General features: G+C 56.9%; 12 protein-coding genes. 4 read left to right on the forward strand and 8 right to left on the reverse strand.

Features of this window, described 5'->3' with window-relative positions:
* Positions 1-8: 8 nt before the first annotated feature.
* Positions 9-1,043, forward strand: coding sequence for a sialidase family protein (locus BMZ01_RS02470; RefSeq protein WP_143067427.1), 1,035 nt, complete (start codon positions 9-11; stop codon positions 1,041-1,043).
* 35 nt (positions 1,044-1,078) lie between these two features.
* Here BMZ01_RS02470 and brnQ read toward each other — a convergent pair whose 3' ends face one another.
* The 5 genes from brnQ to BMZ01_RS02495 all read right to left on the reverse strand — a co-directional run bounded on the left by brnQ (position 1,079) and on the right by BMZ01_RS02495 (position 6,922).
* Positions 1,079-2,503: a branched-chain amino acid transport system II carrier protein gene (gene brnQ / locus BMZ01_RS02475; protein ID WP_092284067.1), complete on the reverse strand. Its 1,425-nt coding sequence runs from the start codon at positions 2,501-2,503 to the stop codon at positions 1,079-1,081.
* Positions 2,504-2,645: 142 nt separating this feature from the next.
* Complete coding sequence (locus BMZ01_RS02480; protein WP_092284069.1) at positions 2,646-3,776, reverse strand: MalY/PatB family protein; 1,131 nt, start codon at positions 3,774-3,776, stop codon at positions 2,646-2,648.
* A 43-nt stretch (positions 3,777-3,819) separates the two neighbouring features.
* Positions 3,820-4,503, reverse strand: coding sequence for an ABC transporter ATP-binding protein (locus tag BMZ01_RS02485; RefSeq protein WP_092284071.1), 684 nt, complete (start codon positions 4,501-4,503; stop codon positions 3,820-3,822).
* Positions 4,500-5,642, reverse strand: coding sequence for a hypothetical protein (locus tag BMZ01_RS02490; protein ID WP_092284073.1), 1,143 nt, complete (start codon positions 5,640-5,642; stop codon positions 4,500-4,502). The genes BMZ01_RS02485 and BMZ01_RS02490 overlap by 4 nt, the downstream gene beginning before the upstream one ends.
* The gene (locus BMZ01_RS02495) at positions 5,642-6,922 is read right to left on the reverse strand and encodes a hypothetical protein (protein WP_143067428.1); all 1,281 of its coding nucleotides are present in this window, start codon (positions 6,920-6,922) and stop codon (positions 5,642-5,644) included. Before BMZ01_RS02495 ends, BMZ01_RS02490 begins: the two co-directional genes overlap by 1 nt.
* Before the next feature lie 367 nt (positions 6,923-7,289).
* Here BMZ01_RS02495 and BMZ01_RS02505 point away from each other — a divergent pair, with 367 nt between their 5' ends.
* The 3 genes from BMZ01_RS02505 (at position 7,290) to idi (ending at position 11,198) form a co-directional block, all read left to right on the forward strand.
* Complete coding sequence (locus BMZ01_RS02505; protein WP_092284079.1) at positions 7,290-7,946, forward strand: hypothetical protein; 657 nt, start codon at positions 7,290-7,292, stop codon at positions 7,944-7,946.
* Positions 7,947-8,614: 668 nt separating this feature from the next.
* Positions 8,615-10,585, forward strand: coding sequence for a hypothetical protein (locus BMZ01_RS02510; RefSeq protein WP_150363910.1), 1,971 nt, complete (start codon positions 8,615-8,617; stop codon positions 10,583-10,585).
* A 28-nt stretch (positions 10,586-10,613) separates the two neighbouring features.
* On the forward strand, positions 10,614-11,198 hold the full coding sequence (gene idi, locus BMZ01_RS02515; RefSeq protein WP_092284083.1) for an isopentenyl-diphosphate Delta-isomerase: 585 nt from the start codon (positions 10,614-10,616) through the stop codon (positions 11,196-11,198).
* Here idi and BMZ01_RS02520 read toward each other — a convergent pair.
* From BMZ01_RS02520 to BMZ01_RS02530, 3 genes are all read right to left on the reverse strand, one after another.
* Positions 11,172-12,491 (reverse strand): phosphotransferase, encoded by a 1,320-nt coding sequence (locus BMZ01_RS02520; RefSeq protein ID WP_092284085.1) that lies wholly within the window; start codon positions 12,489-12,491, stop codon positions 11,172-11,174. The two genes, idi and BMZ01_RS02520, sit on opposite strands and share 27 nt — an antisense overlap.
* A 27-nt stretch (positions 12,492-12,518) precedes the next feature.
* The gene (treS, locus tag BMZ01_RS02525; protein ID WP_092284087.1) at positions 12,519-14,399 is read right to left on the reverse strand and encodes a maltose alpha-D-glucosyltransferase; all 1,881 of its coding nucleotides are present in this window, start codon (positions 14,397-14,399) and stop codon (positions 12,519-12,521) included.
* A gap of 118 nt (positions 14,400-14,517) precedes the next feature.
* Positions 14,518-15,792: a carboxylesterase family protein gene (locus BMZ01_RS02530; protein WP_092284089.1), complete on the reverse strand. Its 1,275-nt coding sequence runs from the start codon at positions 15,790-15,792 to the stop codon at positions 14,518-14,520.
* Between the last annotated feature and the right edge of the window lie 101 nt (positions 15,793-15,893).

Here is a 15,893-nt window from a genome sequence, read left to right on the forward strand (position 1 = left end):
TAGCCTCTGTGAACACCCAGGCTGCGCAGCTGATTCTTGCCCCAACAAAAAGCCTCGACTACCGCATCCCAGCACTAGCGCGGCTTAATGGTGAGCTGCTGTTATTTGCTGATGCGCGCCCTCAACCAGATGAGGCCTTGGATTGGCAGCGCATTGGTGGGGCGATGGCAGCGGATCTTCCGAACCCCAATTACTTGGTGTATCTACGTTTTCATCTTGCTACTCGCGCATGGGGGAAGCCGGTGCGGCTAAGTGGAACCCCTGCAGCCTGCGGGGACGCAGCCACCGTGGTCACGCGGGTCTCGGGGAAAGCACAGCCGAAAGAACTACTTACGCTGTGTTATGCGGCCTCAAAGAAGGTGGGGTATTTCGGCTCGAGTTATACGGGCGATCGTTTGGAGGCCTGGGTGGCGTGCGGGGAGGATGTGGGTGCGTTGAAGCATCGGCGGTTGGATGAGATTTATGAGCGGCTGCATTGTGATGCGGCCTTTGCGACTTCGGGAAGTGCGGTGGCGTATCCGCACCCGGAGTTTGCAGAGGAGTTAGCGGTCTTTCCCTTTGTGATTCGGGTGGGGGAGGAAACTCATCTTCGGTTGGTGTTCTTTTTGCGCGGGGAGATTGTGCAGATAAGTGAGCCGATTGCGGATGGTTCTTTAGGGCGTGTGGATGAAACTGCGTTGGTGGTTGATGGGGAAGATATTGTGCTCAGTATTCGTCGCCAGCATGAAGGTGGGCGGATGTGGGGGCGGTGGAATCCGCGGGGAATAAGTGCGTTGAGTTTGGATAATGCCGCGGATCCGGGGTGTAATGCCTGCCTTATTCAGCTGGGAAGTCCGGGGGATTCTCGGGTGGCTCTTATTCACCCGCATCATGGGTTAGCGCGGGAAAATGGGGTCGTGTGGGATGTAGAAAAGCAGCGGGTGCTGCATCAATTCTCGGCCGGGGAGTTTGGTTATTCCGACTCGGTACGCATTGATGAGCACACGCTGCTTGTGGTGTTTGAACGTGATGGGGGATTGGTGGCGGAGACGCTCGCGCTTTAACTACTGCGCCGGGAGCACTTATTATGCGGGCAGCGCTACTGCGCCGGCGCTTCGTGCACCACCCGCGGGGCAGTGTCGCGTTGGCGCACAATATCGACCACCAAGCCCACCAGCCAAGCGATTACCGTGGGCAGTACCCACCCAAGATCCAACTTGTGTAGCGGGGACCAGCCAATGGCCTGGTTAATGACGTCTGTACCCCAGCCAAGGGAGGCGAAGGTCATCAGTAGCGACCAGATCACCGCCACGGTAATGGCGAAGCGGAAGGCCACGCGGAAGCGGATCTTGCCACCTAAAAGCGGTTCGATAAGCGTTAAGAACACCAAGGTGATGGCGGCGGGGTAGAGGAAGCCGATCACCGGGGCGGCGACCGCGAGCACGGTATCGAGACCCGCGGAAGCCAAGCCGAAAGACATAATGGCAAAGAGAATCGCCCAGGTGCGATAGGGCACGGTGGGCCAGAGCGTGCTGAAGAATTCACTGGTCGCAGCGATGAGCCCCACGGCGGTGGTCATGCAAGCTAGCAGCACAATCAGCCCGAAAATCACCTGGCCAGTAGTGCCCATGGTCAGGCCCGCAGCAGCAGAAAGGATGCCGGCGCCATCTTCATATTGCCCGGGGTTGGGGATAAAACGCCCCACCAGGCCTAGGCCGATATAGATAATGCCCAGCAGTACTCCGGCGATCACACCGGCGATGATGGTGCTGCGCACCAGCCAGCGGGCATGCGCGCGCTCATCAGTGGCGGGGGCACTGCCTAGAGACTCTGCGTGCAAGGTCTTCAGCGAAGAAATCACCACAATGCCAAAGGCCAGCGCCGCAATGGAATCCATGGTCAAATAGCCTTGTAGTAACCCACCAGCGAAGGGGGCGTGCTGGAAATTCTCAGCCGGCGCTAGGTTTTCAGGGGTGAATTTCACTAGCACCAGGCTCACCAACACCGCCAGCAGAATCAGCAGCGCAGGGGTTAAATATTTGCCCAGCTTATCCACAATTGAATGCGGGTTATAGGCCAGCGCCAACGCCACCGCGAAGAAGAGGAAATTAAAAATCACCGAAGCGATGGTGGAATCCCAGCCAAAAAGCGGCTGAATGGCGGTGGAGAAACTCACCGCGCCGGTACGCGGTAGCGCATAAAACGCACCGATGGAAAGGTAGGCGAGGATCGGGAAGAGGAACCCAAAAATCTTGCCGCCGCGGCGCGCCAGGTCGGAGACATCCTGTCCGGAAATCGCGATCGCAATGATCGCCAGTACCGGCAGCACCACCCCGGTGCCTAAAAACCCGAGGATCGCGGGGGTGAGGTTGCTGCCTGCCTGTGCCCCGAGAATCGGCGGGAAGATCAGGTTTCCGGCGCCGAAGAACATCGAAAAGAGCATGAGCGCTGTGACCAGCACGATGCTTTTCGATCGCCCCGCGGATACCCCGTTGGTGTTCTTTAAGTGTGCTGAGTCAGCCATAACTGCGACCCGAATCCTCTTTTCCGTTTTAGGAACTTACTTCAACAGCAGGGTACACAGAGCCACTCCCAAAACCCTAGCCCTAACTACTAACTAGAGGTTTGGCTTTGTTCTGCTTTCCCGAGATCGGGGTGCAGGGTTTTTAGGCAAGGTGACGGTAGGCGCGCGCCATCCTTTCGCACGCCTCATCGAGAATCTCACGCGAGGTAGCGAAATTAAATCGGGCGTGAGAAACCCCAGGTTCACCGAAGTCACGGCCATCATTAAGCGCAATCCGACCATGCTCTAATAACAACCTAGCCGGGTCCTCAGCTAGCGGGGTATCCTGGAAATCCAGCCACGCCAAATAGGTGGCTTCTGGTTTATTCACCTTCAACCCAGGCACCGCTTTGGGAAGTTCCTCACAGATATAGTCCCGCAGGCTACGCAGCTGCGGAATCTGTTGCTTTAAGAACTCATCACCTTCGGTATAACACGCCGTGGCAGCGATCTGCCCAATAGTGCTCACGCCCTCGCGAATCAATAAGGGCAGTTCCTCCCAGCGCTGCACATCAGCTTCATTAGAGAAGATCAGTTGCGCGCATTTTAAGCCCGCAATATTCCAGGCTTTGGAGGTAGCTGTGACCGTAATACACACCTTCGCTGCAGTATCGGATACCGAGGCGGCACAAAGATGCGGGCGATCATAGGTCAGTGGTGCGTGGATCTCATCGACCAAGATGCGAGCATCATAGCGATCCGCAATCTCAGCTAACTCCACTAAGGTTTCGCGCTCCAGCATGAAGCCCAGTGGGTTAAAAGGTGAGCACAAGAGCAACGCCCCGGCACCGCGAGTAAATTCTGCTTCCACCGCTTTGGGGTCGATCCCACCTTCAGCAGAAATCAGGTGGGTTTCCCGCTTCGTGGCTTTGGGCAACATGAGGAAGGGCGGATAGGTCGGGACGGGTACCACCACTCCGGAACCGGGGCGGGTGAAGTATTCGATGCCTAAAAATAGTCCGCGCACCACATCGGGGATGGCGGCGATCCATTCTGGGTTGGGGCGCCAGCCGTAGTGGCGCTGATAAAAGTCAGCGACCGCGGGTTGTAAGTCCACCGGTGGTGGTGGGTAGCCGAAACTTTCATCTTCGACGGCTTGGCGGATGGCGTCTTTGACTTCCGGGCAGGTGGAGAAGTCGGATTCGGCGATCCAGAAGGGGAGGACATCGTCTTCGAAAGCCATCCATTTCTTGGTGCGGCGCGCACGGAGTTGATCGACACAGGGAACCTTCATGTGCGCGAGATTACACCCCCTTGACTACGGCGCGGTTACTGAGCTAGCTACTCGCGATAGGCACAATGCGATCGGCAAAGCGCGCCACTTGCTCGCGATCCGTAGCCACCAACACCGACACCCCGAACTCGGACAAAGCTTTCAGCAAACTCATGGTGCGCATGGTGGCCTGATCATCCAAACCAGCGGTGGGTTCATCGGCCAAAATAAGATCCGGGTTGGTGACCAGGGCGCGGGCAAGGGCGATGCGAAGCCGCAGTTCTGCGGGGGCCTCGCCGGCGGGGCGGGAGAATAATCCGCGGGGAATTTCGAGTCTTTCTAATTCCACTGTGGCACGCTGTTGGCGCTGTGGGTGCGGAACCCGCGGGGATTCATAATCCAAGGCCATCGCAACATTATCGAGCACACTCATCCACTCAATAACGTCATAGTCGTGGAGTATAAACCCCAGCGCGGAGTTTCTAATTGCGGCGCGTTCCGGTTCAGTTTGGGGAACTTCATGGCCGTGCAGAAGCACCTCGCCACTGGTGGGGCGGAGCAATAATCCAGCGATGCCCAACACCGTGGATTTACCGGAATTAGGTGGGCCATAAAGCGCCACCATTTCCTTGTATTTGACCTCCAAGTTGAATTCGCGGACCGCCAAGGTGGTTTCGGGATGACGCTCGCGGGCGAAAACTCGGTAAATATTGGTCAATGTGAGGACAGCGTCGCTGCGAGCACTCATGATTGCAAAAACCTTTCCGTTTTCACCCGGGTCCCAACATCCACCATGACCAGCAGATATGCGATAAGTAAGGTGGCTAGGCTGACGGTTGCACCAAATGGAATGCCGGCATAGGTATCGAAAACCAAAATGACAATACCCACCAGCCCTGGGATTAATGCCATGGAGAATCCAATATAGGAAGCCATGCGCAAATAGGAGCCCTCTGGGGTGCCACCGCACATGCGACGAATAGCCAGGGCGCGGACCGTGCGATCCACAATGCGGCGGGCATGCAAACAATAGGCAATTACTGCCATGGCACTAAGCGCTAGCACCAAAATGAGCACCAGAATTGCCACGTGGGTGCGGGTGCTCAGCCAAGGGCGCTGCGGGCTATCCAAGGACACGGGGATAAGGGTGTGGCCAGAGTTGTAGTTTTCCGTCAGGAATTCTTGGAGGACCTCTTGGCGTTGGCCTTCCTCGGGCTTGCCAAGCAAGATCACTCTTCCACTCAGGCTGCGCTGTGCTAGCGGAGTGAGTTTAGAAATATCGCTGGGATTAAGGCGCAGGATCTTGCGATAATCCAGGTTTGTGATGGAAGAATCCGGCGCCCAGAAGGCTGCTCCTTCCTTGAGCACCGTTTCATGGCCATCACCGGGCAGGGTGATCTCGCCGGAGTGAATGGTGGGCTCGAAGGGCGTGGTTCTAGCGCCGCGCATCGCACAGGGGGCGGGAGAGCACCAGTTGACATGCGGGTGAACCTTCTCGATGCCCTCGCCGATGATCACCAGGAATTGGCCATGGGAGCCTTCGCTATCGGCATCATCATCTGGGACATCAAAGGGAGCGATCCCGTAGGTATCGGGTTGGCTCAGCAGTTCTTCTAAGAGCGCGGGGGCGCGGGGGCTGAGCTTTTTATCGTGCTCGGGTTCTTTGTTGGGGTCGGTGTTTAGGTCGGTGCGTTTGGCGACGGTGAAGGCATAGCCTTCTTGGGCGCGCACCTGGCTTAAAATTTTGTCGTCTTGATCTTCTTCGCTAAGCCCCACCACGACGATGGTGAGCATGAAGACCATCAAGGATAGGCATGCGCTGATAAGTAGGCCGGAGCGCCAATGGGAGAGTGCCATGCGGGCGCCGCCGCGGATCTCGGTGAGCATTAGTGGGCACCTCCCTGGGGGTTGGTGGTGGTGGGTGTGGTTGTTGTGTTGGGTGTTGCGCCTGGATTGAGTAGCATGAGCCGGCGGAGGTAGTGGCGGGCGATAAGGAAGCGCAGCACGGTGAAAACAGCCAGCACCCCCAGGATGAGCGCCACGCTGATCCCCACCGCATTGGGGAGATAAGCGCGGATAACGTGCTCATTACCTTGGTGGATGCTCACCCACACCAAGGGCAGTAGCCCGATGATAATCCCGCCGAGATATCCCGCAATATGCGCTGGGAAATGCGCGAAGGCGAAGGACTTCGCACTTGCTGGGCTGCGGGTCGGTTCGGGGAAATTGGTGTTGCGGCGGTACTCCATGGCGAAAATGAAGATGCATAGAAGCAGCGCAATAATCAGCGGGATGAGGGCCAAGGTGCCCTCGTATTCCAGGACTTTTACTAAGAGATCGCCGAACCAATTTTCAACTGAGTAGGGCCTTTCGTTGACGAAAACCTCTGGGAGAATTTCTTTTGCTTCAGCTCCGGATCCGCCGATGAGGTACCTGCCGTAGCCGAGTGTGTCCTCGGCGGCGGGAATGATGGCGAATTGGCGACCGCGCGGACTAATGGGGGAGTCGGTGGTGCCGGCTACCTCAATATTGTCCGGGAGATAGGGACAGGAGTTGCCGAGCTCCACCTGCTTGGCGCAATAGGTGTTGCGGAAAAGGAAGGCGCGGGCTTTGCCGGGTTGAGGTGCTAGCTCATCGCGGTGTTCCTGCAGCCATGGGGTTTGTCCGGTGGGGTCAAGGACCGTTAGGCCTGCCGCGAGGGCATCTTGGTGCTCAATGAATAGTGCAAGGCTGTGCTGGTTGAGTTCCTCGAAAAGTTCCCCGGCGCTACGGGTGGGGTTTTCGACACCTAGCCCATTGCCTGGTGCGGTATCCGAGGAGCTTGATTCTTCGCCGTTTGCCGAGGGGATATCGTAATTCCACACCCGCGCATGTGAATCGGGGGTTGGGGTGCCGACCCAGATGAAGACCGCGCTTAAAAGCCCAAGGATCAGATAGATCACGGTGGTCCATACCGCGGAGACCCTTAAAGGGTTTTTGGGGTTGGCTAGCGCGGAGGTTGCGTGGGCGCTGGTGGTGCTGGTGGCACTGTTGTCGCCTATGGAGTTGTCCGCGGCGTTGCTCGCGGCGTTGCTCGAGGAGCCTTCTGTGAGGCCCTCGGCGGAGTTTCCAGAAGAGTTACCGGAGGGTTTCCGCGGGGAATTTCCGGAGGAGTTCGTTGTCGCCATCACCGGAGTTGGATCACATCCCTATAACTTGTGGATTGGCAGCAGCGCTAATTAATCAGTTCTGGCCAGTTATGAGGTTCCAGTGTAGGTCGCTGAGGATAGCCTTGGTAGCCCCGCGCTATCCCCAAGGGGTGTGGGGCCTGGTTTGTGCGTGGGACGTGGTAAGCCTGTGGGGCTTGGGGAGCTTGTGGGACGTGGTGGGCTTGGTGAGCGCGCGGGCAGCTCAAGCTAATGCTGCGTGGGGGAAAGCCCTAGCGCTACACTAAAACCCGCCGCATGTTCGCGGTGTTTCAAGGCAGTTTTAGCGTACGTGGGTAGGCGCACGCGTGGTAGGCCCGCGTGAATTGATGAAGGAAGGCTTTTACCTGTGGATTCTTCTCTGACTCATGCTCCGCAGCAGTCCGGTGATCACTCCGGCGAGCATTCCTGTGCCCACCGTGCATCAACAAAGCACCATGCTGCAGGTGGTGCTGGGATGCGGATCGCGACTGCTGTGGTCGCCGGGGTAGGGACGATTGCCTTAAGCGCCAGCTTGGTTGCTTGCGATAGGAACCAGGACGAGGTGAGCAATGAAATCACCCCAAGTGAGGTGCTGGAAGTTACGACCTCTGTCACCCCAGCTTTTGAGCCGAAGCAGGTTGAGCCAACCGAAACCACTGAGCTGGTGAAAAGCGCTCATGATGAAGGCCTGAACCTGACCTATACTTTGCAGGGCGTTCGCTACGCGCCCAACGGAGGCAGCCTGATTTATGTGTTGGTCACCAATGACAATGATGTGCCGCTACCGCCGGAGGCGCTTACCCCGGTGATCTTGAAGATCCCGGATGGTGCTGGCGGATGGACTGATATCGACCGCATCGCAGATGAAAACTCCGGGGTGCAAAGTGGTTTGGATCTTCCCTTGGGGGCCCACGCATCCACGAACCTGAAGTATGTCTTCGACGTGAATACCGGGGCGTTGTGGAAGGCCAAGCTGCAGATCGGCAATGTCATCTATAGCGGCAATCTGAACGTTAGCCCTTAGTCGCTGCTCGCTACGGTTGCGTTGCGGGGCGGGCGCGCTGTGGCTGGAGTCGCGCTGCGGGGGGGGGGAGGGGCGCGCTGACGTATTTCAAGGCCACCCTGGGGTTCGGCAGAGTCCGGAACCACCTAGGTGGCTTTGGTCGTCTAAGAAGCTGGGTACATCTTTTCCGCACCACGCACCCTTTTCAAGCGAACCCACCTTCGCTGTAGTGAGCGGCATGAGGCACTAGCTGCGAAGACAAGATGAGGCGCTTTCTAAGAATCCGGGTGTCTTGCTTGTCTTCTGAGTTAGTCGCTTCGGCTATGGGAATGGGATGGGCTAGGGGGGTGCAACTAGGCGGAGGGGAAGGTGCCTGGATTCCCATCAATTCCGAAGAGTCCTACGAGACGCAGTTAAGCGAAGGCGAAGCACCTGCACTATGCCCACGAATACCAAATCAGTATCAGTTTCTGCGGTGCGTTACCGTGTGGGCGCAGCGCTTCGCCTTCGCTTAACTCGCTGGTGGTTGCGCGCCAACCGGTGCTCCAGCCGGTGCTCCAGCTCGGCGCGCCAGCCGGTGAGCGGCGAGGCACTTGGGGAAAAGAAAAGCACATCACCTTTGGGGGGAAGTAATTATGACCTTGTCGATTAGTACAGACCAGGTAAGAGCGGTCATTGACTCATTGGCCGTGATACATGAACTTGCGGAGGAAGCTGAAAAAGTTGCCGCAAGCTCCAGCTTGGGGCCCGGATATTCACAGGTCAGTGGACTAGATCAGCTTGGGGTACGGCACGGCCAGGTGCTAGTGGGTGGCCCTGGGTCAGCGCAGGAAACACTGCAGCGTTACGCCGAACATCTGCGTTGGATAGGGGAGACCTTGGATGTCTCTTTAACCGCTTTTATCTCTCATAATGAGCTGCTTGCCCGCGCTTTTGATGATTTTGAGCATGACCATCGGAACCAGACGGAGGAGGTGCGTTTCCCAGCTCGTCCGGCGTTCGAGGCCCGATGCTACGAGTTCCCGTCTCCTTCGGTGGGAACACCGACCTCTTTGAAGGCCTTAGTCGCGGACTTTGCTTCTACGGATACCGCAGCCCAACAATCCGCGACCGAGCAGTGGCGGAAATTGTCGAAGAAAGCTGATCGCATTACCGCGGATCTGAATCGGGCGCACGACACCCTCCAGGAACATAATGAGGGCGAGTCCTTCAGCAAAGCGACCGCCACCATCTGGTGGGCTGCTGATGCTGCCGAAGCTTTAGGAAGGAATACGTATTTACTTAGCCTGGCACTTAATCGCATGGGTAATGCGCACCGGATGGGCCAAGAGATCGCAGAAGGCATGCTTGCCAGGGTGGAGGAAGTCGAAGATCCTGATGATCGGCGGCGGCTGGAAGAAGTGTATTTGGCTGCTTTCCCCGCAACATTTTCTCCCATGGTGCAAAGTGCGGTGCCGCCGATGAATAGCTTGATGTCGCTCAGTACCGACTATTACCTGCCAGGTGGTGCCGTGGCGGGAGTCGATGATCTATCTGAGCGCAAACCAGTAGATTTCGATGAGCTCTTTAAAACCGGGGTGAAGGCTTTGGCAAGCCAGAAAAAGAGTGCCGCTGCCGCGTCCCACACTATGGCGTCGGTGGATGCGGAGATGGCTGCCATGAATGAGGTGCAGCATCTTGCACCTACCGAGGTGGCATCTCTTCAGGCTCCTGCCACCACTCTTTCCAATACTGCCGTGCCACCAGCTGCACCTTCATCGATCGGTGGTGTTCCAGGGGCTGGTGCGGGTGGTGGCTTCGGTGGTGGCTTCGGCGGCGCGGGCGGTGGCGGTCTGCTGGGTGGTTTGCAGCGCTTTAGCCAAGCACTTGGACATATCCAAGGCATTGCCCAAGGGCTTGGTGGTTTTGGCAATGCCTTAAACGCCGGGGCGAACACTGGATTTAAGGGCACGGCCATTGGCGGAGTACCTGCCGGCAATAGCGCGGGGGCACGCAGTGGGGCTCACCTGGATAGCAGCCAGTGGACTAGCACTCATGCTCAACGTCAAGCAGCGCTTAATCTACCTAGCCTGAACGCCTCAACAGGCGAAGGACTGAGCGGCAACTCCCACGGGGCCCGCGGGCTTTCCGGGGTGGGTCTACCGACGACCTCCGAGGTACCTAAAACCCAGCTCGCTGGTCTGAGCACTCCGAGTAGTGCCACTGCCGGTAGCGGAATGGGTGCTTCCCCATTAAGTGCTGGTGGTATGGGGATGGGTACGCTGAATGCGCATCGCAGTAACCACGATCTTGCTAACCTCCGCGGCGTTGGTTCTGCCGGTGGTGGTGTCGGTGGTGTTGGCGCCTCCCAAGGTGCTGTACCAGGCACCAGTGGGGTAGGCGGTGCTGGTAGCCCCATGGCTGCTGGAAGCGGAATGAGCCGCGGGGTAATGAGTTCCGGCGCCATGGGTGGATCTGGTTCCACGAACTCCATGATGGGTACTCGCCCCATGATGGCGATGGGCCAAGCAGGTGCACATGGTGAGAAACAATCCGCCAAAACCAAGGGCAAGGTGAAGTCCGTGACCTCAGCGGTTGAGGAAGATAGCAACACCGCGGCACTACTTGGGGAACGTGAGGGGGTAGTGCCCGGGGTGATTGGTGCCTGGGTGAGGGGATAAAAATGACGGCTTAGCTAACCTGGTCTACATGACTGAGAATGATGAGCTGAACGATGAGCTGGTAGTCCTGTTAGATGATGAAGGCGAAGAGGTAGGCACGGCACCTAAAGCCACCGTTCATTCTCAGGACACCCCACTTCACCGCGCGTTTTCGGCTTATCTTTTTAACCAAGTCGGCGAACTACTTATGACCCGCCGCTCGCTAACCAAACTCACCTGGCCTGGAGTATGGACCAATAGCTTCTGCGGGCACCCCGGCCCCGGGGAAAGCGATCAGGACGCGATCCGTCGTCGCTCAGTGGAAGAACTTGGCTTAAACCCCAATTCGCTTAGCGATATCGAAGCTATCCTGCCGGAGTTTCGCTACCGTGCAGTGGACTCCTCCGGGGTAGTGGAAAACGAAATCTGCCCGGTCTATATCGCGCGGCTGCGCATCCCAGCCACCGCACTGAACCCCATGCCCGAGGAAATCGACCAATGGGCATGGGTTACTCCCCGCAAGCTTTTCATTGCTGTGGATTCCACGCCCTTCGCCTTTAGCCCCTGGCTAGTCGAAGAACTCGCGGAACAAAAACTACGCGACGCCCTACTGAGTATCAGTGAAGGCATCTGAGCCGATGATGCGCTTGACCGCCCCTAATGGGATATCAACCCAGGTGGGGCGGTTATTTACTTCATAGCCCACCTCATAGAGAGCCTTATCCAGCACATAGGCATCCACCAGCAAAGAAGAACCCGCCAGCCCATAGCCCTTGAGGAAAGCTGCTTGGCAGGCCTGCACCCAGTGCTGTGGTTCATTACGACCGGCCGCATAGGCGGCGTAATCAAAGGAACGCAGCATTCCTGCCACATCCCTTAGCGCCGAATCTTTAAGCCGACGTTCACTTAAAGGACGAGCCGGTTCGCCTTCAAAATCAATGAGCACCCAATGCCCAGTAGCGCTTCGCAGGATCTGACCTAAATGCAGATCCCCGTGGATGCGCTGCACCTTAATCTCATCCGGAAGCTCATCCTGAAGCCGCGTATAGAAATCCAGCACCTCAGCTTCTACTTCCGCCAAGATGGGTGCCTGCCGGATTGCTTCAGCTAAGCGCTGCTTAAATCCTTCAACCACCACTGTTTTAGCCACGGTGTCTACCGAGCAAGCATCAGCAAGGGCGTGGTGTACCTGCGCCGTTGCCGCACCCATGGCTTCGGCTGCCTGTGCAAAAGCCGTGGGGTCGACATCATTTTCCGCACTATCAAGCGCTACTTCCCAGGCATCTTGGGCGCCGGGAACTAACTCCTGGAGCATCGCTAAGGTAGCGCGCCCACCAATCTGCGGTTGTGCTATCTCGACATAGCCACGCACCCCAGCCACCGCGGGGCAATCACCGATGAGGCTAAGTAGCTCCACATCCGGGTTAAGGCCAGCTTCCAACTTGCGGAAGAACTTCAACATCAGCCCAGACTGCGCGCCGGGTTCACGAATAATTACCGAGGTATTGGACTGCTCACCAGCAATCACCTTGATCTCAGCATCAGTGGGAATGCTGATATCGCCAACCGCAGTGAACTCACCTAAACCAGCAGGTGCTTCCTGCTGCGCACACGCCTTCACCACCGCTCTAAGGGCAGCGGGATCCCCCTCAGCCAGAAGATCTTTCGGGGTATCAGCATCTATACGGCCATCGCCGGCTAGGCACAGTTGATAGAAGCTTTCCTCCACCTGGCCGGTGGCATCTGGCTCCTGGGTGACCTGGATAAGTACCAGCTGGCAGGCCTGCTCACCGCTTAGGAGCGGGGCTGCGTGCAGCATCTGCACATCTGCAATGCCCACCCCTTTCGCCCCGTAGAAGCGGCTCTGGGATAAAAGATCCGCAAGCTGTTGTGGCGAATACTTCACTGCAGATGATGCTGGCTGCATACTGATTACCTCTTTAACTGCGCTGTGCTACTTCGCTGCTCCCGGCTTCTTCAACTCAAACCAGAAGAAACCATGAGGCGCCAGGGTAACAACCCACGGCTTGTCGGTGATCTGCGGGAACACCTCACCACCGCTTAGTTCCTGCGGGGTATAACCAGCGAATTCGCTTAAATCCAACTCCACTGGCTGCGGTCGTTCAGACAGGTTATTAATGCACAGCACCGTCTGGCCTTCATATTCGCGCAGGTAGCTCAGCACCGTTTCGTTTGCTGAATCCACTGGGCGATAATCGCCCACACCGAAGGCACGATAGTTCTTACGCACATGGATGAGATTGCGAACCCAATTCAACAAAGAATTGTGTTGGTGCATCTGGTTATCCACATTGACCTGCAAATAACCGAAGCGGTCATTTTGGATCGCCGGGAGATATAGACGTTCTGGTTCAGCAGTTGAGAAGCCACCGTTGCGATCCGAGCTCCACTGCATCGGGGTGCGCACCCCATCGCGATCCGGCAACCAAATATTGTCGCCCATGCCGATCTCATCGCCGTAGTACAACACCGGTGAGCCCGGTAGCGACAGCAAGAGCGCATGGAATAGCTCCAGCTGATTACGGTCACCATCCAAAAGTGGTGCTAAGCGACGACGAATCCCCACATTTGCGCGCATCCGTGGATCAGTAGCGAATTGCTCATACATATAGGTGCGTTCCTGCTCGCTGACCATCTCCAAGGTCAACTCATCATGGTTGCGCAGGAAAATACCCCACTGGGCAGACTCCGGGATATCCGGGGTGTGGGCCAAAATATCTTCAATCGGGGTGCGGGATTGTTGACGCGCAGCCATGAAGATCCGAGGCATAAGCGGGAAGTGGAAAGCCATATGGCACTCATCGCCGATGGTGGGCTCACCGAAGTACTCCACCACATCAGCCGGCCACTGATTAGCTTCAGCCAAAAGGATCCGGCCGGGGTACTCCTCATCCACCAACGCACGGCAACGCTTCAAGAAATCATGGGTTTCCGGCAGGTTCTCACCATTAGTGCCCTCGCGCTCAAAGAGGTAGGGAACAGCATCCAAACGGAAACCGTCCAAGCCCAGATCCAGCCAGAAGCGCATCACATCCAGCATGGCTTCTTGAACATCCGGGTTGTCGTAGTTCAAGTCCGGTTGGTGGGAGAAGAAACGATGCCAGAAGTACTGCTTACGCACCGGATCGAAACTCCAGTTGGAGTCCTCAGTGTCAATGAAAATAACGCGGGCTTCTTTATAGAGCTCCGGATCATCACCCCACACATAGAAATCCCCATAGGGGCCTTCGGGGTCGCGCCGGGACTCCTGGAACCACGGGTGCTGGTCGCTGGTGTGGTTCATCACCAAGTCAGTAATCACCCGCAACCCACGACGGTGGGCTTGGTCAACTAATTCCACGAAATCATCGACGGTGCCGAACTCCGGCAAGATCTCCCGGAAATTGCGGATGTCATAGCCACCATCGCGCAGCGGGGAGTCATAAAACGGCGGGATCCATAAACAATCCACACCCAACCATTGCAGGTAGTCCAGCTTTTCCTTCAAGCCTTGGAGGGAACCAGAACCATTGCCATCCGGGTCATAGAAGGAGCGCACCAAAACTTCATAAAAGACGGCGTCCTTGTACCACTCCGGGTCGCGATCATCCGGTGCTGGTGCCGGAGTATCGAAGTCCTCGGCTTCGGGTTCCACGATTAAACCTTCTTCATCAACCTCAGGTGGGTCCACCTGGTCAACGGGATCCACTTGGGGGCTATCGCTAGGCAACTCAAAACCCAACTCGAAGAGCTGTTCTGCGGCTTCCCGGGCCCCATTGGCTGGGGTGTTGTGGGAAGACTGCGGTTGCGGTTGAGAGGAAGAAGAAGTGGTCATGAGCACTAGGGTAGAGCCCTTAAGATCACCTTGCGCGGTTCAGGTGGGGCTAAGCCCCACCCGGTGCAGTGAAACGGTGAAAAACACGCCTCAACCTACCGCAACTACCCCCTAGGAATTACTCGGCTTCGGACTTAAAAGCCAAGCGTGTGCGCCTTAATGGGTCAGTCACCACTTCGCTGCGACCATCCAAATAGATCTCCAAGGCTTGGCGCGGCTTCTGCGCATCCTGAGCAACCTCATATTGGGGCCAAGACAGCTCATCACCACGAATGAAATCCAAGGCGATGCTGCGAACCTTCTCCTGAGCTTCCTTGGAGGTCACCTGGCTCGACTCAATCGGGCCGAAGATCAAAGGCAAATCTTCGCAGTGCTCTAGGTCGTCATACTCAATGAGCCACTGCGGGCCATGGTGTTCTTCCAAAGCTTGGGCTGCCCAGCGGCGGATCAAGGAGTCACTCAAAATTGCTCCCGCCGGGGTCGGATCATCCGCATAGAGGCTTGCCATGCCCGGCTGGACTCCCAAAACCTTCTCCGCGGTAATCCGGGTCAGCCGTGGGCGTTGCGGAACCTCCACCTGTGGGGTGCCGGTCTTGCGGGGTTTACGGTTATCAAACCAGCGGGCAGAGGGGTGCTCATGGAACTCGCGGGTAGTAATCGTCATGAGCATGGGGATATCCACCAGCTCACGACCATCAAAGGGGTAAGGCCCCATGGCCATGTCGGTGATAAAGCGGGTGCGGAAACGCTGATAGCCCTTACGCATCTGTTTCGGGCTGAGCGACCTTAAATGCTTACGAGTTAAAGCCTTACCCATGCATAGGCGAAGCCCTCTACTGCGTTTAGCAATTCCTTCGCGCGGGTAGCCGGGACTAATAATGATCATTCGGCGAAAAGCCCCGCGGTAATGATCCCGGCGGGCCAACCATAGAGCGATCCCACCACCTGCGGATTGTCCAGAAAGTGTCACATTAGTGGGGTCACCACCGAAACTCTCAATATTTCGCTGTACCCATTCCAACCCCAATTGGCAATCATCAACACCGCGATAGTGGTGCGCATCTTCATCACCAAAGGGAAGGAAACCTTCCAGCCGCTTGCGGTAGCTAATGCGAACCTGCACGATACGGCCCTCATCAACCAAATCTCGGCCCGAAGTCCAGCGTTCCGTATGCCGGCCGCCTTCATAGCGACCGCCGTGGATATATACCAAAACAGGTAAATCATCCCCAGCGCGAACACCCTGGGGCGCCACAACTTCCACTTCCAATGGGGTGGAATCTGCTGGTGCCTTCTCTACTTTCCAAGCAGGAACTGCAGCACTAAATGGGTCAGTAATATAAGCGGCCACTTCCGTGGACACCACAACATTGGGAGAATCTTCGGCGTTCATAATTTCCTAACCTAGTGCGGGCAGTACGATTAGCGCCCATGGAGCAGAATAATTACCCCCACACTGACCAGAAGAACACCCAAGAAGCCAGCATCGAGCAG

The organism is Corynebacterium spheniscorum, assembly GCF_900113445.1.
GTDB lineage: Bacteria > Actinomycetota > Actinomycetes > Mycobacteriales > Mycobacteriaceae > Corynebacterium > Corynebacterium spheniscorum.